Source organism: Bradyrhizobium sp. SOJA106 (assembly GCF_059448745.1).
Genome location: NZ_CM182549.1, coordinates 7,398,627 through 7,417,026, shown reverse-complemented (window position 1 = coordinate 7,417,026; position 18,400 = coordinate 7,398,627). Strand labels below are relative to the sequence as shown.

At 65.1% G+C, this 18,400-nt stretch carries 24 protein-coding genes and 1 riboswitch; of the genes, 10 read left to right on the top strand and 14 right to left on the bottom strand.

Annotated features, from left to right (window positions below):
- Window positions 1-78: 78 nt before the first annotated feature.
- Entirely contained in the window at window positions 79-903 is an 825-nt protein-coding gene (gene proC, locus AC5V87_RS34985) for a pyrroline-5-carboxylate reductase (protein ID WP_456842591.1), read from the bottom strand.
- A 201-nt stretch (window positions 904-1,104) separates the two neighbouring features.
- On the bottom strand, window positions 1,105-1,605 hold the full coding sequence (locus AC5V87_RS34980; RefSeq protein ID WP_456842592.1) for a type III secretion system chaperone family protein: 501 nt from the start codon (window positions 1,603-1,605) through the stop codon (window positions 1,105-1,107).
- Between the two features lie 407 nt (window positions 1,606-2,012).
- Window positions 2,013-2,171, top strand: a riboswitch (FMN riboswitch).
- A 76-nt stretch (window positions 2,172-2,247) separates the two neighbouring features.
- Here AC5V87_RS34980 and AC5V87_RS34975 point away from each other — a divergent pair.
- On the top strand, window positions 2,248-2,808 hold the full coding sequence (locus AC5V87_RS34975) for a 6,7-dimethyl-8-ribityllumazine synthase (protein WP_456842593.1): 561 nt from the start codon (window positions 2,248-2,250) through the stop codon (window positions 2,806-2,808).
- A 96-nt stretch (window positions 2,809-2,904) separates the two neighbouring features.
- Here the strand turns inward: AC5V87_RS34975 and AC5V87_RS34970 are convergent, their stop codons facing one another.
- From AC5V87_RS34970 to AC5V87_RS34945, 6 genes are all read right to left on the bottom strand, one after another.
- Window positions 2,905-3,858: a ribose-phosphate pyrophosphokinase gene (locus AC5V87_RS34970; protein WP_456842594.1), complete on the bottom strand. Its 954-nt coding sequence runs from the start codon at window positions 3,856-3,858 to the stop codon at window positions 2,905-2,907.
- A 194-nt stretch (window positions 3,859-4,052) separates the two neighbouring features.
- Complete coding sequence (locus AC5V87_RS34965; RefSeq protein ID WP_495369192.1) at window positions 4,053-4,682, bottom strand: hypothetical protein; 630 nt, start codon at window positions 4,680-4,682, stop codon at window positions 4,053-4,055.
- 200 nt (window positions 4,683-4,882) lie between these two features.
- Window positions 4,883-5,650, bottom strand: a complete 768-nt coding sequence (pgeF, locus tag AC5V87_RS34960) for a peptidoglycan editing factor PgeF (RefSeq protein ID WP_456842596.1) — start codon at window positions 5,648-5,650, stop codon at window positions 4,883-4,885.
- The gene (locus AC5V87_RS34955; RefSeq protein WP_495369191.1) at window positions 5,650-6,765 is read right to left on the bottom strand and encodes a class I SAM-dependent methyltransferase; all 1,116 of its coding nucleotides are present in this window, start codon (window positions 6,763-6,765) and stop codon (window positions 5,650-5,652) included. Before AC5V87_RS34955 ends, pgeF begins: the two co-directional genes overlap by 1 nt.
- Before the next feature lie 21 nt (window positions 6,766-6,786).
- Window positions 6,787-7,635 carry a prolipoprotein diacylglyceryl transferase gene (gene lgt, locus AC5V87_RS34950; protein WP_456842598.1) on the bottom strand — a complete coding sequence of 283 codons (849 nt, stop codon included), beginning with the start codon at window positions 7,633-7,635 and terminating at the stop codon, window positions 6,787-6,789.
- A gap of 13 nt (window positions 7,636-7,648) precedes the next feature.
- The gene (locus tag AC5V87_RS34945; protein ID WP_456842599.1) at window positions 7,649-8,380 is read right to left on the bottom strand and encodes a dienelactone hydrolase family protein; all 732 of its coding nucleotides are present in this window, start codon (window positions 8,378-8,380) and stop codon (window positions 7,649-7,651) included.
- Window positions 8,381-8,548: 168 nt separating this feature from the next.
- Between AC5V87_RS34945 and AC5V87_RS34940 the strand changes: the two genes are divergently transcribed.
- The 4 genes from AC5V87_RS34940 (at window position 8,549) to ychF (ending at window position 11,725) form a co-directional block, all read left to right on the top strand.
- Window positions 8,549-8,800 carry an accessory factor UbiK family protein gene (locus AC5V87_RS34940; protein ID WP_456842600.1) on the top strand — a complete coding sequence of 84 codons (252 nt, stop codon included), beginning with the start codon at window positions 8,549-8,551 and terminating at the stop codon, window positions 8,798-8,800.
- A gap of 277 nt (window positions 8,801-9,077) precedes the next feature.
- Window positions 9,078-9,803, top strand: a complete 726-nt coding sequence (locus AC5V87_RS34935; RefSeq protein ID WP_456842601.1) for a 50S ribosomal protein L25/general stress protein Ctc — start codon at window positions 9,078-9,080, stop codon at window positions 9,801-9,803.
- Between the two features lie 59 nt (window positions 9,804-9,862).
- The gene (pth, locus tag AC5V87_RS34930; RefSeq protein ID WP_456842602.1) at window positions 9,863-10,474 is read left to right on the top strand and encodes an aminoacyl-tRNA hydrolase; all 612 of its coding nucleotides are present in this window, start codon (window positions 9,863-9,865) and stop codon (window positions 10,472-10,474) included.
- 153 nt (window positions 10,475-10,627) lie between these two features.
- Window positions 10,628-11,725: a redox-regulated ATPase YchF gene (gene ychF, locus AC5V87_RS34925; protein WP_456842603.1), complete on the top strand. Its 1,098-nt coding sequence runs from the start codon at window positions 10,628-10,630 to the stop codon at window positions 11,723-11,725.
- A 145-nt stretch (window positions 11,726-11,870) separates the two neighbouring features.
- Here ychF and AC5V87_RS34920 read toward each other — a convergent pair whose 3' ends face one another.
- Entirely contained in the window at window positions 11,871-12,167 is a 297-nt protein-coding gene (locus AC5V87_RS34920) for a DUF4282 domain-containing protein (RefSeq protein WP_456842604.1), read from the bottom strand.
- 174 nt (window positions 12,168-12,341) lie between these two features.
- Between AC5V87_RS34920 and AC5V87_RS34915 the strand changes: the two genes are divergently transcribed.
- The 3 genes from AC5V87_RS34915 (at window position 12,342) to AC5V87_RS34905 (ending at window position 13,619) form a co-directional block, all read left to right on the top strand.
- Window positions 12,342-12,794 carry a MaoC family dehydratase gene (locus tag AC5V87_RS34915; RefSeq protein WP_495369190.1) on the top strand — a complete coding sequence of 151 codons (453 nt, stop codon included), beginning with the start codon at window positions 12,342-12,344 and terminating at the stop codon, window positions 12,792-12,794.
- Window positions 12,794-13,291: a MaoC family dehydratase gene (locus AC5V87_RS34910; RefSeq protein ID WP_495369189.1), complete on the top strand. Its 498-nt coding sequence runs from the start codon at window positions 12,794-12,796 to the stop codon at window positions 13,289-13,291. The genes AC5V87_RS34915 and AC5V87_RS34910 overlap by 1 nt, the downstream gene beginning before the upstream one ends.
- A 181-nt stretch (window positions 13,292-13,472) precedes the next feature.
- Window positions 13,473-13,619, top strand: a complete 147-nt coding sequence (locus AC5V87_RS34905; RefSeq protein ID WP_007596790.1) for a hypothetical protein — start codon at window positions 13,473-13,475, stop codon at window positions 13,617-13,619.
- Window positions 13,620-13,668: 49 nt separating this feature from the next.
- Here the strand turns inward: AC5V87_RS34905 and AC5V87_RS34900 are convergent, their stop codons facing one another.
- The 5 genes from AC5V87_RS34900 to AC5V87_RS34880 all read right to left on the bottom strand — a co-directional run bounded on the left by AC5V87_RS34900 (window position 13,669) and on the right by AC5V87_RS34880 (window position 17,315).
- On the bottom strand, window positions 13,669-13,806 hold the full coding sequence (locus tag AC5V87_RS34900; protein ID WP_167336550.1) for a hypothetical protein: 138 nt from the start codon (window positions 13,804-13,806) through the stop codon (window positions 13,669-13,671).
- 311 nt (window positions 13,807-14,117) lie between these two features.
- Window positions 14,118-14,540, bottom strand: a complete 423-nt coding sequence (locus AC5V87_RS34895; protein WP_456842607.1) for a hypothetical protein — start codon at window positions 14,538-14,540, stop codon at window positions 14,118-14,120.
- A gap of 346 nt (window positions 14,541-14,886) precedes the next feature.
- Entirely contained in the window at window positions 14,887-15,801 is a 915-nt protein-coding gene (locus AC5V87_RS34890; protein WP_495369188.1) for a hypothetical protein, read from the bottom strand.
- Window positions 15,802-16,203: 402 nt separating this feature from the next.
- Window positions 16,204-16,644 (bottom strand): nuclear transport factor 2 family protein, encoded by a 441-nt coding sequence (locus AC5V87_RS34885; RefSeq protein ID WP_456842609.1) that lies wholly within the window; start codon window positions 16,642-16,644, stop codon window positions 16,204-16,206.
- 224 nt (window positions 16,645-16,868) lie between these two features.
- On the bottom strand, window positions 16,869-17,315 hold the full coding sequence (locus AC5V87_RS34880) for a nuclear transport factor 2 family protein (protein WP_495369187.1): 447 nt from the start codon (window positions 17,313-17,315) through the stop codon (window positions 16,869-16,871).
- 268 nt (window positions 17,316-17,583) lie between these two features.
- Between AC5V87_RS34880 and AC5V87_RS34875 the strand changes: the two genes are divergently transcribed.
- Together AC5V87_RS34875 and AC5V87_RS34870 are read left to right on the top strand one after the other, a co-directional pair.
- Window positions 17,584-17,820: a hypothetical protein gene (locus tag AC5V87_RS34875; RefSeq protein ID WP_456842611.1), complete on the top strand. Its 237-nt coding sequence runs from the start codon at window positions 17,584-17,586 to the stop codon at window positions 17,818-17,820.
- A gap of 158 nt (window positions 17,821-17,978) precedes the next feature.
- On the top strand, window positions 17,979-18,368 hold the full coding sequence (locus tag AC5V87_RS34870) for a hypothetical protein (protein ID WP_495369186.1): 390 nt from the start codon (window positions 17,979-17,981) through the stop codon (window positions 18,366-18,368).
- Window positions 18,369-18,400 lie beyond the last annotated feature (32 nt).

The following is an 18,400-nucleotide window of genomic DNA, read 5'->3' as shown; positions in this document are numbered from 1 at the left end:
AAGCGCCGTGCCCACCATCCCTCCGTGATGGATAGAGATCGTGGGCACGCTTCGCTTTGCCCACCCTACGGCATCTTGCTACTTGGCCAATTCCCTGGATCGCTTCGTCGCCGCCGCGATCGCTCGGATCATCAACTCGCGCAGGCCGGGCTCGCCCATCAGCACGCCGAGCGCCGCCGCGGTGGTGCCGCCGGGCGAGGTGACGTTCTGCCGCAGCGTGGCGGAAGGGAGCTCCGACTGGTGCAATAGCTCGCCGGCGCCGGCGACGGTCTCGCGCGCAAGCTTGGTCGCCAGCGCCTCGGGCAATCCTGCCTCCATTCCGGCGCGGGCCAGTTCTTCGGCGAGCAGGAACACATAGGCTGGGCCCGAGCCGGACACGGCGGTCACCGCGTCCATCAGGCCTTCATCCTCGACCCATTCGACCGAGCCGGTGGCGCGTAGCAGCGCGTCGGCCACCGCGCGCTGCGCGGCGCTGACATTCTTCGCCGCGACCGCCACGGTGATGCCACGGCCGATCGCGGCCGGCGTGTTCGGCATCGCGCGCACCACCGCGCCGCCGATGACTGCTTCGAGCAAGGCGATCGTGGTTCCCGCCATGATCGAAACCACCGAGGTCTTGCCGGATACGAACGCTTTCAGCTTCGCGCCGGCCTCGCGGAACATCTGCGGCTTCACCGCGACGACCATGGTCTCGACAGCGCCTGTCGACGCCACATCGGGATTGAGTGCGACGCCCTTGGTGGCCAGCGCGGTGATCTCGGGCGAGATGAAGGGATCGACGACCGCGACGCGGCGCGGGTCGAGCCCGCCGGCCAGCCATCCGGTCAGCATCGCGCCGCCCATCTTGCCGGCGCCGGCGAGGAGGATGGTGCCGGTGATGTTTTGAAGAGTGCTGTTTGCCATCGTTGCCGCCACATGCTCGATGTCGCCCCCGCGAATGCGGGGACCCCTGCGCGGGCGCTTGCGCTCGTCGCATAACCACACGCGGTTCTAGTGGATGAAGGTGCTGGCAACAAGCCGCGTGCCCCAAGGGGCATCACGCGGTATGGATCCCCGGATGTTCGCTGCGCTCGTCCGGGACGACGGCGGTGGGTGAGGCGCGCCTTACGCCTCTCCCGCCGTGTCGAACATCGCCGCGTCCATGGCCTGCGCGGTGGTCTTGCCGGCCCACACCACGAACTGGAACGCCGGGAAGTAGCGCTCGCAGGCATGGATCGCGCCGGCGAGCATGGCCTCGCATTGCGCGGTCGAGGCGGTGAGCCCGCCCGGCAGCACCAGTGCCTGGCGATGCATGATCATGCCGGTGTTGGTCCACAGGTCGAAATGGCCGATCCACAATTGCTCGTTGACCGCAGCGACGAGCCGCTGCACCTCGCCGCGGCGCGGAAGCGGAATCTTCATGTCGAACGCACAGGCCAGATGCAGCGCCTCGATCTCGCCCATCCAGGTGAAGGAGAGCTGGTAGTCGGTCCATTGTCCCTTCGAGACAATGGTGAGCTCGTCCTCGCCGGAGCGTTCGAACGGCCAGTTATTGCTGGCGGCGATATCCTCGACCACCGCGAGCGGGTGATTTCGGGAATCGATATTGCCTTCGAGCAGGGACATGCCGTCTCGACCTCTTGCCTTCTTGTTGTCTTTGATACGCACGCGGTTAGGTCCGGCGCGCGCTCCCTAAACGTCGTCGATCGCGGGAGTCGCTTTCGCGATCTCCCTCGGATCGGCGCGGCCTGTCGCGGATCAAGTGATGTGATTTGCGGAATCTGCGCAACTGGCTGCCGAGTCCGTCCACAAGCCAGGACTCCTTCGTCCACAGCTCATCTCTTGGCCACAATTCTTAATGACGAGAACAAACCGGAATCGGATTCCCTGAAAGCGCCGATCGTTAATTCCGCCCCGCGATGACCGCACCGCCCCGGCGGCATGGGACCATGCGGTTTTTCCATGCCGAACGCGCTTGCTGTGGCCCCGAACCGGCGTCATATTTCCTTTCAGGTCGCTCAATCCCGAGCGGCCGATGTTCTCAGGGCGGGGTGAAAGTCCCCACCGGCGGTAAGGGCCGAAAGGCCCAAGCCCGCGAGCGCCTTCCGTGAGGGTTATCCCGAAGGGAAGGGTCAGCAGATTCGGTGCAACTCCGAAGCCGACGGTTAAAGTCCGGATGAAAGAGAACGGTCGGTGGCAGACGCATCGCAAGGTGCGGCTGTTTGTCGTTCCGTGTGCCCTGATTCTGGTCCTTAACTGAGGAAAGCCATGAATCAGATGTTGCAAGACCCCCAAACCGAAACGTCCGAAGTCACCCAACCGCCGGTTCCGCAAGGACCGGTGACGGAGCATCCCCGCTTTGCCAAGCCGCAGCGGGTGGCCTTCGTTCAGGCCTGCTGGCACCGCGACGTGGTCGCGGAAGCCCGCATCGCCTTCATGAAGGAGGCCGAGGCGCGCCACCTCACCCATGTCGACGTGTTCGAGGTGCCGGGCTCGTTCGAGATTCCGCTGCACGCGCAGATCCTCGCCAAGACGCGGCGCTACACTGCGATCGTCGCGGCCGGTCTCGTCGTCGACGGCGGCATCTATCGCCACGAATTCGTCGCCGACACCGTGATCAAGGCGCTGATGGACGTGCAGCTGCGCACCGAGGTCCCGGTGTTCTCCGCGGTGTTGACGCCGCAGCAATTCCACGAGACCGAGGTGCATTACGACTTCTTCCGCCGGCACTTCGCCATCAAGGGCGTCGAGGTCGCGGCCGCCTGTGCGGAGACGTTGCTCGGCCTTGAGCGTCTGCGCGGCCAGGTCGCGGCGGGGATCGTGGGTTAGGCTGCAAAGTCATTCCGGGACGGCGCCTCAGCGCCGAACCCGGAATCTCAAGCCTCCGGGTTCTCGCTTCGCGGGCCCCGGAATGACGTCGATCGGCTAGTCGAACAGGCTCGATACCGACTCTTCCGCGGCGGTGCGCGCGATGGCGTCGGAGATCAGGCTGCCGATCGGCAGCGTGCGGATGTTCGGCGCCTTGGTCACCGCCTCGGTCGGCAGGATCGAGTCGGTGATCACGAGCTCCTTCAGCTTGGAGCCGGCGATGCGGGCGGCCGCGCCGCCCGAGAGCACGCCATGGGTGATGTAGGCGTAGACGTCCTTGGCGCCCTTGGCGATCAGCGCGTCGGCCGCGTTCACCAGCGTGCCGCCGGAATCGACGATGTCGTCGACGAGGATACAGGTGTAGCCGGCGACGTCGCCGATCACGTTCATGACCTCGGACTCGCCCGGGCGCTCGCGGCGCTTGTCGACGATGGCGAGCGGGGTGTTGATGCGCTTGGCGAGGCCGCGCGCACGCGCCACGCCGCCGACGTCGGGCGAGATCACCATCACCTTGGAGAGGTCGAACCGCTCCTTGATGTCGCGCACCATCAGAGGCGCTGCATAGAGATTGTCGGTCGGGATGTCGAAGAAGCCCTGGATCTGGCCGGCATGCAGGTCGAGCGTCATGACGCGGTCGACGCCGGCCTGCGTGATCAGATTAGCGACGAGCTTGGCCGAGATCGGGGTACGCGAACCGGACTTACGGTCCTGCCTTGCGTAGCCGAAATAGGGCAGCACCGCGGTGATGCGGCGCGCCGAGGAGCGGCGCAGCGCGTCGGTGATGATGAGCAATTCCATCAGATGGTCGTTGGCCGGGAACGAGGTCGACTGGATGATGAAGGCATCCGAGCCGCGGACGTTCTCCTGGATCTCGACGAAGATTTCCATGTCGGCGAAGCGCCGGACCACCGCCTTGGTCAGCGGCAGGTCGAGACCTTGCGCGATGGCCTGGGCGAGAGCCGGATTGGAGTTGCCGGCGACAAGCTTGATGGAGCCGTTCTTGGCCGACATGGACGCTTCCTCCCGCGCTTTGCTGGATACGACGTTCAACATCAGAGAATACCCACTGGCAGCACGGTTACGACGAGCGAGCAAATATCAGGCGAGAGGCTGCAATGGCAACCCGGGATGCTACGTTTTCCCTTCGAAAATCCTGAGTCGGGCCAACGGCTTGGCCGGTAGTTGGGGCCGTGGTTTAGCGGGGGTTATTGCGCGGCATAGCCGAGCGCCGAGGTCGGCATCTCAGGTGCGGGCGCCGCCGGAACGACGCTCGCCACCGCCGGTCCCCGCAAGCCGGGAGCCGCCCCCGGGGTATCCGGCGTCCCATTGATCATGTTGGAAAGTCCGCTGAATCCGGCCTGGGCGATCTTCCGCAGCACGAGGTCGTCGGCGGCTTGCCAAGGGTCACGCGTCGCATCGCGGCCGCCCTTGGCCGAGGTCGGTTCCTCGCCGGAGAGGCGCAGCGCCCGCTGCTGGTTGGCGTCGTAGACGTCCCAGACCCAGGCGATCATTGTCTTGCCGCGCACCACCTGGGCGGAGAGGTAGCTGCGCACGCGGTAGGCGGCCGTCCCCTCGCGGGAGACCACGGACAGGCTGCGCAGCTTGGATTCGCTCTCGAGCACGCCGACCATGCGGTCGAACACCTGCGGCGGCGGCCCGTCGATGGATTCGAAGGCCACCGTCGCTCCGGAGCCGGCGCTCGGCGCCATCGCGTAGGAATTGGCCGCACTTCCGCCGCCACCGGCGCAGCCGCCAAGCGCGGTCGCCGCCGCCAGCAGCACGATCGCCAGCACGCGCGAACCCGCGCGGCCCAAGATGAATGACGCATCCCTCATTATGGAGGGCAGCGATATCGTTAAAATGCATTAACGTCTAGGGCAGAGGCGACACAGACCACTGTCGTCGCGTCTGTCCACCGTCATTCCGGGGCGATGCGCAAGCATCGAACCCGGAATCTCGAGATTCTCAGGTGCGCAATTGCGCACCATAGTTCTCGCTACGCGAGCCCCGGAATGACACGGGGTTGCCCTTGCGTTCACCCTTCCAGTGCGATCGCATGGATGTGGCGGCCGTAATCCGGCTCCTTGCGATGCACCGAGCGGCGGTAGCTGAAGAAGCGTTCATCGGCGTAGGTGTCGAGGCCGAGATCGTCGATCATCAGGACGCCGGCAGCCTCGAGCCGCTTGCGGATAAAGCCGGCGAGATCGAACATCGCGTGGCCCTCGCGCACCGACGGGATGAAGAACATCGCGTTGTCGGCGTCCGCCTCGATGAAGCGCGCCACGAACTCGTTGCTGACCTCATAGCTCTCTTGCCGGATCAGCGGGCCGATCGCCGCGATGATGCCGCTGCGCGTGGCGCCGAGTTTTTCCATCGCCGAAATCGTCGCCTCCAGCACGCCCGTGAGCGCGCCCTTCCAGCCAGCATGGGCGCCGCCGATCACGCCCGCATTGGGATCGACGAACAGCACCGGGCCGCAATCGGCGGTGGAGACGCCGAGCGCGATGCCCGGCGTCCTCGTCACCAGCGCATCGCCCTTCGGCCGCGGTCCGCTCGGCCACGGCGCGTCCGCAACGCGCACGTCGGGCGAATGGATCTGGTGCAGGCTGAGAAAGCGTTCGGGGGCGACGCCGACATGCTCGGCCATGCGGCGGCGGTTCTCCGCGACCAGGGCCTGATCGTCGTTCGAGCCGAGCCCGCCGTTCAGCGCCGAATAGATCCCGCTGGACACGCCACCCTCGCGGGTGAAGAAGGCATGCCGCAGGCCGGGCACCGCCGACAGCAGCGACGAAGTGAGAGTCATCAATCGCCTCCGGCGTGCTCGAGATCGCTGAGCCCGGCAATGCCCGACAGCCGCGGCTCGGAGATGCCGAGCACCTTGAACATCGAGCCCATGCCGCCGCGCCCGGTATCAGTGAGGCGCTTCAGCGCCACGGAAATGTCGGTAGCGACTTCCGGCGTCGCCTTCTGCATCAGCGCCGCCGCACGCGTATCGATGCCGACGCGCTTGAGGAAATCGCCCTGCGTCACCGGGCCGTGCACGCGCGCGCCGACGTCTTCTGCTGCACGCGCCAGCGCCTGGAAATCGACATGGGCGGTAACGTCGGCCTGGCCCGGCGCCTTCAAGGGATCGGTGAAAGTGTGGCGCGCGATCGCCTGGAAGGTGTCCCCAGCATCGCTGCGCAAATGGCCGTAGTCGATGATCAGCGCCGCGCCATCCTGGTCGCGCACGCGCGTCGCAAGCTTCATGATCTCGGCGTCGGGGCGCCATTCGAACACCGCGCCGACGGGGGCAGCGCGCACCAGTGGCGGCAGCAGCACGTCGAAGCGCGGCGTCGGCTCGGCCGCCGCGCCGAATTGAAGCTTGCCGTTGGGATCGAGCTCGATCGTGCGCTCGTGCCAGCCGTTCTCGTGGCGAACCATCTGGTGGATCGGCAGCACGTCGAAATACTCGTTGGCGAGGATGACGCTGGGGCCTTCCGGCACGTCGTCGATGCTGTCGTGCCAGGTGATATTGCGCACGCCCGCCAGCGTCGCGCTCTGACGCTCGCGCAGCACGGGATTGACCTCGACCATGTGGATGTGAAGCGCCTGGTACAGCGGCGGGAGCACGCGCAGCGCGCGCAGCGCATCAGCCATCATGGTGCCGCGGCCGGGGCCGAGCTCGATGAGCCGCAAAAACTGCGGCGAGCCCATCTGCTTCCACACCGAGGCGGTCCACAGGCCGAGCAGCTCGCCGAACATCTGGCTGACCTCCGGGGAGGTGGTGAAGTCGCCCTCACGCCCGAGCGGGTCACGCGAGACATAGTAACCGTAGCGCGGATGCATCAGGCACAGTTCCATGTACCGCCAGACCGGCATGGGGCCCGAGGATTTGATCAGCGCCTTGATCTCGTTGAGGAGCGGCTGGTCGGTCACGGCGTGCTTTCTCGAAATGAATTAACGAACGGCCTCGATCGGCCTCGGCGGCGCACCGCGCCTGATTGCCCATACAATAAGTATGCCCCCGACAATAAGCATCGGGATCGACAACAGCATACCCATGGTTAACCCGCCCCAGAGGAAGCCGAGCTGGGCGTCCGGCTCGCGGAAGTGCTCGCCGGCGATGCGGGTCAGGCCATAGATCAGGATGAAGGCGCCGAGGATCATGCCGGGCCGCTTCAGGGCGCCGCAGCGGATCATGATCGCCAGCACGGTGAACAGCAGGATGCCCTCCATGCCGGCTTCGTAGAGCTGGCTCGGATGGCGCGGCAGCTGGGTGGGATCGTTCGGGAAGATCATCGCCCAGGGCAGGCTGGGATCGGTGGCGCGGCCCCACAATTCGCCGTTGATGAAATTGGCGATGCGTCCGAGCAGCAATCCGACCGGGGCGACTGCGGTGGTGATGTCGCCGAGCGACAGGATCGAGATGTGGTTGCGATAGGCAAACCACATCACCGCGACGACGCAGCCGAGAAAGCCGCCATGGAACGACATGCCTCCCTCCCACAACCGGATGATCGCGGCGGGATGTTCCATGAAGAAGGGCAGATTGTAGAACAGCACATAGCCGGTGCGGCCGCCGAGGATGATGCCGAGCGTGACCCACAGGATGAAGTCGTCGATCTGCACCAGCGAGATCGGCGCCGGCCCGCCCCAAAGCCGCTCGTTCTTCAAGAGCGAGCGCGCATAGAGCCAGCCGAACACGATGCCGCAGATATAAGCCAGCGCATACCAGCGGATCGCGAACGGCCCGATCTCGATCGCGATCGGCCTGAAGGCGGGAAAGTCGATGAGCAGAAAGGGCATCAGGCCTCTATGTCTAGACGAGATTGCGGCGATAGAGCGCCAGCAGGCGCTCCCAATGCCGCTCGGCGGCGTCGCGGTCGTAGACGGGGCGCTTGGGGAACGCGAAGCCGTGATGGGTGCCGGGATAGATCTCGACCTCGGCCTTCGCGCCGCTCATGCCCTGCCTGAGCTTTTCGATGATGTCCGTGGGCGCATAGATGTCGGTCTCGGCGCAGGCGAAATAGAGCTCCGCCCTGGTCTTGCTCGCGGCGAGATGCGGGCTGTCGTCCTGGTCGGTCGCAAGCTGGGTGCCGTAGATCGAGGCGGCGGCCTTGACCCGGTCGGGGAAGTGCGTGGCGGCGTTGACCGCGTAGCGGCCGCTCATGCAATAGCCGACGGTACCGACGATTTCGGCGTTCGCGGCCGCCTGGCCCTCCGCATAGGTGAGCAATGCGCGCGTGTCGTCCATGATCATGGGAATGGTGAGCGAGCCCATCAGTCGAAACATGCGCTTGCGCTCGGGCGCGTTCGGATCGGCCGGCAGTGGGCCGAGCTCCATCACGCCGGAGCGGTAATAGAGGTTCGGCAGCATCACGTAATAGCCTGAGGTCGCGAGCCGGCGCGCCATGTCGCGCAGCTCCTCGCGGATTGCCGGCGCGTCCATGTAGAACAGGATGACCGGAAACGGCCCGCCACGTTCGGGATGGGTGATGAAGGTTGCGGTGTGGCCGTCCTTGGTCGGGATCGCGATCTGCTGGTCGATCATCTCGTGCGCTTTCTAGTTCTTCTTAAGCCGGGACGTTGAATACGATTGCAAGGAAACCAGGACATGACAAGGATACCGCCGCTTCGCCCTTGAACCGTTCGGTGCGGATTGCCATTGTCTTTCCGAGCGTTCGCGCAAAGTTTATCGGAAGACCGCCAGGAGACCGACATGACCCAGACCAGCAACAGGTTTTTCGACGAGATCGGCCGCCTGATGAACGACGCCGCCGGTGCGGCCCAGGGCGTCAAGCGCGAGTTCGACACGGTGATGCGAACCCAGGCCGAAAAATTCCTGCGCGACATGGACCTCGTCAAACGCGAGGAGTTCGAGGCGGTCAAGGACATGGCGCGCCTGGCGCGTGAGGAGAACGAGGTCTTGAAGGCGCGGATCGCCGCGCTGGAGGCCAAGCTCGGCGGGTAGGTTTTCGTCATTCCGAGGCGATGCGCAGCATCGAACTATGGTGCGCAATTGCGCACCTGAGAATCTCGAGGTTCCGCGTTCGGTCGCTGTCGCCCACCGCCCCCGGAATGACGGCAGCCCGGTACCTTCCGGCCGCCCATTCTCCTTGTCATTTCCGCATCTTCCGGGTAAAAGCCCGCCACGTCCGCGGCCCCCGCACCCCTGGAGGCTTGCTGCGGACCATGCCATGGGCCGCGCTGCGGCCCATTAACTTTTGCAAAAACAAGGACTTAACGACATGGCGACCACCGTCAAGGAATTGAAGGCGACCGCACGTCCGAAGAGCGGCAAGGGGGCCGCCCGGGCTGAGCGTCGCGCCGGGCGAGTGCCCGGAGTGATCTATGGTGACAACCAGCCCCCGCTGACGATCTCGATCGCAGATCGTGAACTGCGCCAGCGCATCCTCGCCGGTCGGTTCCTGACCACGCTGGTCGACATCGACCTCGACGGCAAGAAGCACCGCGTGATTCCGCGCGACTATCACCTGGATCCGGTCAAGGACTTCCCGATCCATGTCGACTTCATGCGTCTCGGCGAAGGCGCCACCATCCGCATCAGCGTTCCCCTGCACGTGGTGAAGGCGGAATCCTCCCCGGGCGTGAAGCGCGGTGGCACCGTCAACATCGCCGCCCACGCCATCGAGCTCGAATGCGGCGTCGAGAGCATCCCGCAGTACATCGAGGCCGACGTCGGCTCGCTCGAAATCGGTCACTCGCTGCATCTGTCTGATGTCAAGCTGCCGGCCGGCGTCAAGGCGCTGACCCGCGAGGACGCGACCCTCGTCACCATCGTGCCGCCGTCCGGCTACGCCGAAGAGCAGAAGGCCGCAGCAGCGGCTGCCGCTGGTGGCGCGGCTCCGGCTGCGGGTGCTGCTGCTCCGGCGGCTGGCGCGGCTGCTCCGGCGGCTGGTGCTGCTGCTCCGGCGGCTGCCAAGGCTCCCGCCGGCGGCGACAAGAAGAAGTAATCTCTCAAAGCTGGCGCGCGGTTTTCTAACCGCGCGCCGAGCGAGGGGCGCGCCGCGTCATGCGACTCTTTGTTGGGCTCGGCAATCCCGGCGCGAAATACGCACGTAACCGGCACAATATCGGCTTCATGGCCGTCGACGAGATCGCGCGGCGTCATGGTTTTTCACCGTGGCGCCGTCGTTTTCAGGGCGAGACCTCGGAAGGTGCGCTCGGCACCGAGCGCGTGATCCTGCTCAAGCCCGCGACCTACATGAACGAGTCCGGTCGCAGCGTTCAGGAGGCCGCAGGCTTCTTCAAGATCGCGCCGGGCGACGTCACCGTGTTTCACGACGAGCTCGAGCTGCCGCCGGGCAAGGTGCGGGTGAAGATCGGCGGCGGCATCGCCGGCCACAACGGCCTGCGCTCGATCTCCGCCCATATCGGCAACGACTATCGCCGGGTGCGGCTCGGCATCGGTCATCCCGGCGTCAAGGAACTGGTGCACGGCCACGTGCTGTCGGACTTCGCCAAGGCCGACAACGACTGGGTGAGGACGCTCTGCGACGCGGTCGCCGAGCACGCCGCACTGATCGCCAAAGGCACAGATGCGACCTTCGCCAACAGGGTGCATCTCGCCATGCAGGCGAAGGGATTTTTGACCAAGGACGAGAACGGAGAGAAGTCGAACTGATCTCTCTCCGTCATGGCCGGGCTTGTCCCGGCCATCCACGCCTTCTTTTTCCGCGGAGCGAAGGACGTGGATGCCCGGCACAAGGCGGCACAAGGCCGGGCATGACCACTTCAACGAATGCACGCGCCCGCGGCGCGAAGACTGGAAGAGACCATGGGATTCAAATGCGGGATCGTCGGATTGCCTAATGTCGGCAAGTCGACTTTGTTCAACGCGCTGACCGAGACGGCCGCGGCGCAGGCTGCGAACTATCCGTTCTGCACCATCGAGCCGAATGTCGGTGAGGTCGCCGTGCCCGATCCGCGGCTGGACAAGCTCGCGGCGATCGCCAAGTCTGGGCAGATCATCCCGACCCGCCTGACCTTCGTCGACATCGCCGGCCTCGTGCGCGGCGCCTCAAAGGGTGAAGGCCTCGGTAACCAGTTTTTGGCCAACATCCGCGAGGTCGACGCCATCGCGCATGTCGTGCGCTGCTTCGAGGACTCCGACATCACCCATGTCGAGGGCAAGATCGCCCCGCTCGCCGACATCGAGACCATCGAGACCGAGCTGATGCTCGCCGACCTCGACAGCCTCGAGAAGCGGGTCGACAATCTCACCAAGAAGGCTAAGGGCAACGACAAGGACGCCAAGGAGCAGCTCGACCTCGTCAACCGCACCCTGGTGCTGCTGCGCGACGGCAAGCCCGCGCGCCTCGTTGAGCGCAAGGCGGAGGAGGAGCGGGCGTTCTCCATGCTCGGCCTCCTCTCGTCCAAGCCGGTGCTCTACGTCTGCAACGTCGAGGAAGGCTCGGCCGCGACCGGCAATGCCTTCTCCAGGGCGGTCGAGGAGCAGGCGGCGAAGGAAGGCGCCGTCGCCGTCGTCATCTCCGCCAAGATCGAATCCGAGATCGCCACCATCTCGCGCGAGGAGCGCGCCGATTTCCTGGAGACGCTGGGTCTTGAAGAGGCGGGCCTCGACCGCCTGATCCGCGCCGGCTATTCGCTGCTCCGGCTCATCACCTATTTCACGGTGGGCCCGAAGGAAGCGCGCGCCTGGACCATCCATCGCGGCACCAAGGCGCCGGGCGCGGCCGGTGTGATCCACACCGATTTCGAGAAGGGTTTCATCCGCGCCGAGACCATCGCGTATGACGACTACGTCGCGCTCGGCGGCGAAGCCGGCGCCCGCGATGCCGGCAAGCTGCGCCTCGAAGGCAAGGAATACGTCGTCGCCGACGGCGACGTGATGCATTTCAGGTTTAATACGTAGGCTGGATCTCGTGCCCCGGACGCAGCGCAGCGCTTCTTAAGCGGTGCGCTGCAGAGCCGGGCCTAGGAGCCTTGATTGCGGACGCATGGGTCCCGGCTCTGCGTCGCGTCATTGCATGCCGCGCCGCGTCCGGGACACGAGAGCCTCACCGCATCCCGCCGCCCTGATCCCGAATCGCGCCGAGATGCTCGTTGATGCGGAATACGATCAGGATCAGCTCCGCGGCGATGCGCGAGAACACGACGCCGACGACGACGCTGGCGATCGACGACAGCAGCACCAGGAAGCCGCCGAACGGACTGATCGCCATCGTCGCGAGACCCGAGAAGATGCCGGAGAGGCCGAACAGGCAAATCAGCGCGATCACGAGCCAGTAGAAGGTCTTGATGATGGTCGGCGTGATGAAGCGGTCCCATTGAAACAGATCGCTGAATGAAAACATTGCTCTCCCCAGGGAAATCGGGACTTTCGGATCGGGACGTCAATCGGGCCTCGGTCTTGATCCGACTCAAATCAAGACAGCCGCCTCCTATGTAGCACGAGCCATGCGGGGCGGCGGGTTGAGATTGCCGCAAACTGCGGCCACAATCTGTCATTTCAGCAAAGCCCTCCCAAGATGACCTTGACCTTCGAAGACTTCCCGGCCGGCCGGTTCGGCACATTCGGCCCACGCCATGTCACCCGCGACGAGATCCTGGCCTTCGCCGCCGAGTTCGACCCGCAGCCGATGCATCTCGACGAGGAGGCTGCCAGCAAGAGCATGCTGCGCGGCCTGTCCGGCTCCGGCTGGCACCTCTGCTCGTTGATGATGCGGATGATGGCCGACGGGTTCATCACCCGCACCGCTTCGCTCGGCTCGCCCGGTGTCGACGAGGTGCGCTGGCTCTCGCCGCTCAGGCCGGGTGACGATCTCACGCTGGACGTCGACGTCGTGGAGGCGCGCGCCTCAACGAGCCGCCCCACAATCGGCATCGTCAAGTTCAAATGCACCGTGCGCAATGCTGCCGGGCAGGCGCTCGCCGAGATGACCTCGCCGATCCTGATCAAGCGACGCGAGGGAGCGGTCTGATGCGGTTCTTCGAAGACATCGCGATCGGCCAGCGCCGCGAGATCGGCGCCTATACGTTCACGGCGGAGTCGATCAAGACGTTCGCTGCAAAGTTCGATCCGCAGCGCTTCCACCTCGACGAGGAGGAGGGCAAGAACTCGCTGTTCGGCGGGTTAGCTGCTTCCGGCTGGCATGTCGGCTCGGCCTGCATGAGCCTGCTTGTCGCCGACGGCCAGCGTCTGGCGCGGGAGGCCGCAGCGCGCGGCGAGGAGGTCGCGGTGTGGGGCCCGTCACCAGGCTTTCGCGATTTGCGCTGGATCAGGCCGGTGCTCGCGGGCGATACCGTCAGTTACGTCAACGTCGTTATCGACAAGCGCACCTCCGCCTCTCGTCCCGGCTGGGGCATCGTGACGGCCCAGACCACCGGCACCAACCAGCGCGGCGAGGAGGTGTACTCCATCACCGCCTCGGCCTTCGTGCCGATGCGCGCGAAGGCTCTTAGATCTGTTCCAGGATGAACGGCAAATGAGTGCACGAGTGTTGCACGCGCGCTATGGACGCGATTCCGGGTGGCTGCCATAAGCCTGCCCAACGTGGTTTACCGGCGAAGCAGTCGGCGGAACCATCGAGTTGCTAACCAATTATGAACCTGTCGCTGTCTAATTGAAACGAATTGGGCAGATACAGGGGACGAGGACCATGGCAGATCGCGGCGCACTCAAGCTGGTCGGATTCATTTTTGCTACCGCCACGCTGGCCGTCATGCTGGTCGCGGGTATGGTGGTGAAGGGCTACGCCGACGGCGCCTACACCCTGGAAGCCTCGACCGTGGAAGCGGCCAGGTAAGATATCCCGGTAAGATCTCAACTCTTCGCGGCCGGGATCGGCCTTTGGCTCAGCGGCTATAGACGAACGCCAGGATGGCGATCGCGACCACGAGCAGCCCGACAAAGCGCAGCATGATCGTGCCGAACTGGTTCGGCGCGGGCCGCAGCGGTATGGGGTCCGTGTTGTCGGGCCGAATGCTTTCCATCTGACATGTCCCCAGGCCCGGCCGTGACGGCACGGGCGCTTGGCATTGGTCGCGGGGGAGCGGGAGAGGGTTCAAAACGTACGGACGCGCTGCAGCGTGCAACGCTGCTGCGCAGAGCGGGGACCTATCGCGCCGCGCTTTCATCCTCGCGGTGGGCCCTCGGCTCTACGGCGCGTCACCATAGTGCGTCGAAGACGCGCGTAAACGCGCTTGTGGTGCCGCACCGCGTCCGGGGCACGAGAGCCGCACAAATCAAAACCGCCGCGCTCCCTTGCGGGAACGCGGCAGCCACTGACGTTTGAAGCTGGTGCTTAACTGTTGCGCAGGCCGTCGGCGGCGCGCTTCCACTGCGCGACGTTGTCGGCGATCATGCGGGTCGACTTCATCGCGGCCTGGCTGAGCTGGGCGTAGCCGGAGATCTCGCGCTGGACGCGCTGGCCTTCGGCATGGAGCAGGTCGCGCAGGCTCTCCAGCTCGGAGATCAGATTCTCGATCTCGGCGAGCGAAGTGCCGGCGACGCGCTGGATCAGCGAGTTGACGTTGGTGACGGTCGCCTCCGCGCTCGGGTCGAGCGGCGGCGCGTCGGTGGTCGGCGTCGCCGGCCGGCGCAGATAGGCGATGTCGTTGCGGACGAAGTCGCGGATGCCGGCTTCGACCTCGGTCACGGCGGCGAGGTTGTTGTCGACCGTCTCGGTCTCGGTGGATTCGATCTTTTCCGGACGAGTAGCGTTCATCGTTGTTCCCCTGATCGCGTTGAGCGCAGCGCGAGTGTCCCCGCACGACGGCGTTCTGGGAGGCGACTAGGGCGCCCGATTTTGACCGCAAATGGGCCAAGATGCGGCAAGGACGGACCATTCGGGGGCTTTGCCGTGGCGTATGGTTAGGGAAGTGTGAATGGCCCGCGGCAAAGAGCCTCTATCCCCTCATGGTGAGGAGCGCGAAGCCCGCAGCGGAGGATGCTGCGCATCGGCGCGAGAACCATGAAAGGCCCGGCTCTCTCGGCGGCGGCCTCGATCCTTCGAGACGCGCTCGTTCGGAGCGCCCTCAGGATGAGGAGACAGGATGGCGCTTGGCTGGCTGCTACCAGCTCTTCTTGAAGCCCGCCGTCACGCTCTTGTTGATCGCGCCCTGCGAGGTCTCGCCGACCGAGCCGGAGACGGTGACGTTGTCAAACAGCTTTTGCTCGGCGCCGACCTTGCGCAGCCATTTGTCGTCGGCGGTGGACAGCGACTGGCCGGCCATGATGCTGGTGCCGGTGCCGGTAAGGGTGACCTTGGCGCTCTGGTCGGTCTCGTAGTTCCGGGTGATGTGGCCGCCGATGCCAGGGACGGCGGTGGTGCCCTGCTGGTTGACGCTGTAGCCGTTCTGCAGCGTCAGCGACGTGTCGCCCGTTAGCGGCATCGATTTGGTCAGCGAGGCCCCGAGCTTGCTCTGTTCGGAGCCGGGATCGACGCGGGCTTCCACCGCGGTCTTGTCCCAGATCGCACCCGCACCCGGCGCGGTCGCGGTGGCCCAGGCGCTGCCCGAGGATTGCGGCAGGCTGCCGCCATTGGCGGCCTTCTGTGCAAGCAGCTCGGACATCGTCCGCGGCTCGCTCGCCAGGGTCATGTCGGCCCCGATCCTGGTGTCCCAGAACTCGAACACCGACTGCTTCACGGTCACCGCCGAGGAGCCGTTGGCGTTGGCGCTCGACGACCAGTTCAGCCCGTTATTGGCCGCGGCCTGGGCGCGCTTCTTGGCTGCGATGATGTCGTTGAGCGTGCCGGCGTCGATCGCGAGCTGGCTCCAGTCGAGCTTGTCGACGTCGATGCCTTTCATCACGTCGGGATCGTTGACATCAGGGGCCTCGGCCGCCTCGGCTTCTTCGTCGGGCGCCGCCGGGCCGGGAGAAAAGGGCGGAGTGATCTGCGCCGAGGCCGTCAGCACCGAGCCGAAAATGAACACGGCCGCCAGTACCGGCAGCCTGGTCCAGCCAAAACCTGTCGAGAATTCCATCGTCCTGCCCGCGAGCCCCGGCGCATGCCGTCCGCCAAGAATATAAGGCGGCCTTCGGTGATGACCATGCGCCTTCGGTCCGCTTGCATCAATGCTGATCTATCGTTGCGAAATTGTGGCGGCTCGCCTCTGAAGCATGATCCGGAAAAAGTGCGCAGCGGTTTTCCCTCGCGACAAACTCGGAACGCGTTTGCGCGGAGATCATGCTCAAACAACAACCCAAAGCGCGATGACGATCCATCCTGATCTCATCGCGCTTTGGACGCGAACCAACGGGCCGCGCGAAGGGCGCGCGCCCGATGACGAGTTCGTGACACGACGGCATCCGGCGGGGCTGGAGGCCAGGACGTCGCGTCAGGCATCGTCATCGGTCCCGGACCGCGGGACCCGTTGGCGTCCCCCTCAGCCGGCGCTGGTCATCTTCGGCAGATGAATGGCGCGGCCGAGTGCCTGCTCGACCAGGTCGAAGGTGTCGATCAGCACGCGCATGCTGATCAGCTTGCCTGCCTTGAACTGGGCGAATTGCGCGACCCGCAGGGAGATCGGCTTGTTGGAATCGAGCGCCGTCAGCGAATAGCGCAGCATCGAGGCGGCGGAGTCGACGCCCAGCATGATGCTCTCGCGGTCGAAGCGGCGGACCTGGAAATTGTCGGCCAGCTGGCGGATGACGTCGAGCACAGCGTCCCGGCCCTGGCGGGCGCCGAGGAACGGAAACATGTCGATTGGGCCATAGAGTGCCCACTCGACGTCCTCGTCGATCAGGGCCTCGATTTCATCGAAATGCCGGTCGTTGATCGCGCGGTGCAACGCACGCGAGAAACGCCAGAGGCTGTGCTCTGTCATTTGGGGGCAGTCCTGAAGCTGGCTTGCAGAAAAAACGGAAAGCGGCCCCATGCACCGCAATGTGCCCCGGGGCGTTCAACTCATTTGTATGCGAACAAGGTACGGGATTTCGGCCAAAACGCAATTCACGTTTTCGCAATGCGCAATTGATGGCATTTTGTGAAATTTACAATAGACCCCCGTAATCTTCCGGTCGAAGCTCGCCCCTAACAAGGGCAAGGACTTCAATCCACGCGCTGCCCCATGATCAGCGGCCCGATCTCGCGCTCCAGCACCTGCTGCACCAGGTCGTAGGAATAGATGATCTCGCGGATCTGCGAGACCTGCCCGCCGCGGAAGGTGTAGAACACCGCCATGTCGAACTGCACGATGCGGTCGTTGCTCCGCTTCTTGAAGTAGCTGTGCATGTAGATCGCGACCTCGTCGCCGTCGGCGATGATGTGCGGCGCCTTGTAGCGGATCTCCGAATAGCGCGACCAGATCGTCTGCCAGAGCTCGCGCAGCTCAGCCTTGCCGTGACGCGGCACCATGTGCGGCAGCACGTCGATCGGCGCATGGGTGAGGAAGTCGACGTCCTCGGTGCAGCACGACAGCGCGGCTTCGAGATCGCCGCGTGCGAAGGTGTCGAGCAGATGCAGCACGCGCCGCCTGTTCAGCTTTTCAACCGTCATGCCGCGCCGCCTTCCTCGGCCGTGGATTGCAAACGCTATCGCGCCGTGCGCGCGCGCTTCAATCCGCAAGAACACAGGGCAGAGGTATGACGCGCGAGCGCAATGCCCGGTTCATGTGGTGCAATTACAGATTGTGCCTGCATCCACATGCGCGAATTCAGGCGCGCTCCGTGATGCCCGGTGCACAGCGGCTGGCGCGCCGCGCCAGGGAACCCCGGCCTGCTTGCAATCGTTGAGAATCCGACATCGCATCCGGAGACAACGATCCATGAAATCGCCGCTTCCCGCCATCGCCGCCGCACTTCTGATGCTCGGCGCAAGCTCCGCCGCCAACGCCAAGGGCTGCATCAAGGGCGCCATCGTCGGCGGCGTCGCCGGCCACTATGCCGGCCATCACGGCATGCTCGGCGCCGCTGCCGGCTGCCTCTACGGCCGTCATCATGCCAAAGAACAGGCGAAGCAGCAGCAACAGCAGGGTCAGGTGAACGGACAGGGGAAGCTGTAGCGCTTCGTCTTCCTGGAATAGCCCGAGCCCGCCATGGCATCAGCGGTCTACTCCCTCGCCCCGCTTGCGGGGAGAGGCGAAGCATCGCGTGACTCATCTCACATCTCCCCTCCGGCAACGTGGCTATCGTCATCCGCGTGTCATCACGGAGACATGCCATGGCCGCCACTGTTGCCGCCGCGAGAAAGTCCCGCCTGCACAACGCGCTCGAAGGCCTCGCACTGAGCGCGACGCTGCAGAGCTTCCCGACCTTTGCCACTGCGGCCTTCCTGCTCAAGCTCATCGGCAACCACGACCTCGTCGGCGACCCCGGCGTCGCCATCTTCGTCGCCGTCGCCTCGCTCGCCCCCGCCATGCTCGCCGTGACCCTCGGCCCGAGCTTCCCGCACCTATTCAAGACCGTCTACGAGCCGAAATTCTTCGAGGCCCGTCTGTCGCTCTCCGACAAGATCACGGTATGGCGCACCCAGCCGATCGCCTCGCTGCAACTCGTGACCATCGTGCTGCTGCTGTCGGTGATGGCGGTTGTGACGGCGAGCGTGGGGTGAGGGCGAGAATCTCTCCGCCGTCGTTCCAGGGC

Coding starts and splice junctions, on each gene's coding strand:
- proC (WP_456842591.1), bottom strand. CDS start 903: ATGGCAAACAGCACTCTTCAAAACATCACCGGCACCATCCTCCTCGCC.
- AC5V87_RS34980 (WP_456842592.1), bottom strand. CDS start 1,605: ATGTCCCTGCTCGAAGGCAATATCGATTCCCGAAATCACCCGCTCGCG.
- AC5V87_RS34975 (WP_456842593.1), top strand. CDS start 2,248: ATGAATCAGATGTTGCAAGACCCCCAAACCGAAACGTCCGAAGTCACC.
- AC5V87_RS34970 (WP_456842594.1), bottom strand. CDS start 3,858: ATGTCGGCCAAGAACGGCTCCATCAAGCTTGTCGCCGGCAACTCCAAT.
- AC5V87_RS34965 (WP_495369192.1), bottom strand. CDS start 4,682: ATGAGGGATGCGTCATTCATCTTGGGCCGCGCGGGTTCGCGCGTGCTG.
- pgeF (WP_456842596.1), bottom strand. CDS start 5,650: ATGACTCTCACTTCGTCGCTGCTGTCGGCGGTGCCCGGCCTGCGGCAT.
- lgt (WP_456842598.1), bottom strand. CDS start 7,635: ATGCCCTTTCTGCTCATCGACTTTCCCGCCTTCAGGCCGATCGCGATC.
- AC5V87_RS34945 (WP_456842599.1), bottom strand. CDS start 8,380: ATGATCGACCAGCAGATCGCGATCCCGACCAAGGACGGCCACACCGCA.
- AC5V87_RS34940 (WP_456842600.1), top strand. CDS start 8,549: ATGACCCAGACCAGCAACAGGTTTTTCGACGAGATCGGCCGCCTGATG.
- AC5V87_RS34935 (WP_456842601.1), top strand. CDS start 9,078: ATGGCGACCACCGTCAAGGAATTGAAGGCGACCGCACGTCCGAAGAGC.
- pth (WP_456842602.1), top strand. CDS start 9,863: ATGCGACTCTTTGTTGGGCTCGGCAATCCCGGCGCGAAATACGCACGT.
- ychF (WP_456842603.1), top strand. CDS start 10,628: ATGGGATTCAAATGCGGGATCGTCGGATTGCCTAATGTCGGCAAGTCG.
- AC5V87_RS34920 (WP_456842604.1), bottom strand. CDS start 12,167: ATGTTTTCATTCAGCGATCTGTTTCAATGGGACCGCTTCATCACGCCG.
- AC5V87_RS34915 (WP_495369190.1), top strand. CDS start 12,342: ATGACCTTGACCTTCGAAGACTTCCCGGCCGGCCGGTTCGGCACATTC.
- AC5V87_RS34910 (WP_495369189.1), top strand. CDS start 12,794: ATGCGGTTCTTCGAAGACATCGCGATCGGCCAGCGCCGCGAGATCGGC.
- AC5V87_RS34905 (WP_007596790.1), top strand. CDS start 13,473: ATGGCAGATCGCGGCGCACTCAAGCTGGTCGGATTCATTTTTGCTACC.
- AC5V87_RS34900 (WP_167336550.1), bottom strand. CDS start 13,806: ATGGAAAGCATTCGGCCCGACAACACGGACCCCATACCGCTGCGGCCC.
- AC5V87_RS34895 (WP_456842607.1), bottom strand. CDS start 14,540: ATGAACGCTACTCGTCCGGAAAAGATCGAATCCACCGAGACCGAGACG.
- AC5V87_RS34890 (WP_495369188.1), bottom strand. CDS start 15,801: ATGGAATTCTCGACAGGTTTTGGCTGGACCAGGCTGCCGGTACTGGCG.
- AC5V87_RS34885 (WP_456842609.1), bottom strand. CDS start 16,644: ATGACAGAGCACAGCCTCTGGCGTTTCTCGCGTGCGTTGCACCGCGCG.
- AC5V87_RS34880 (WP_495369187.1), bottom strand. CDS start 17,315: ATGACGGTTGAAAAGCTGAACAGGCGGCGCGTGCTGCATCTGCTCGAC.
- AC5V87_RS34875 (WP_456842611.1), top strand. CDS start 17,584: ATGAAATCGCCGCTTCCCGCCATCGCCGCCGCACTTCTGATGCTCGGC.
- AC5V87_RS34870 (WP_495369186.1), top strand. CDS start 17,979: ATGGCCGCCACTGTTGCCGCCGCGAGAAAGTCCCGCCTGCACAACGCG.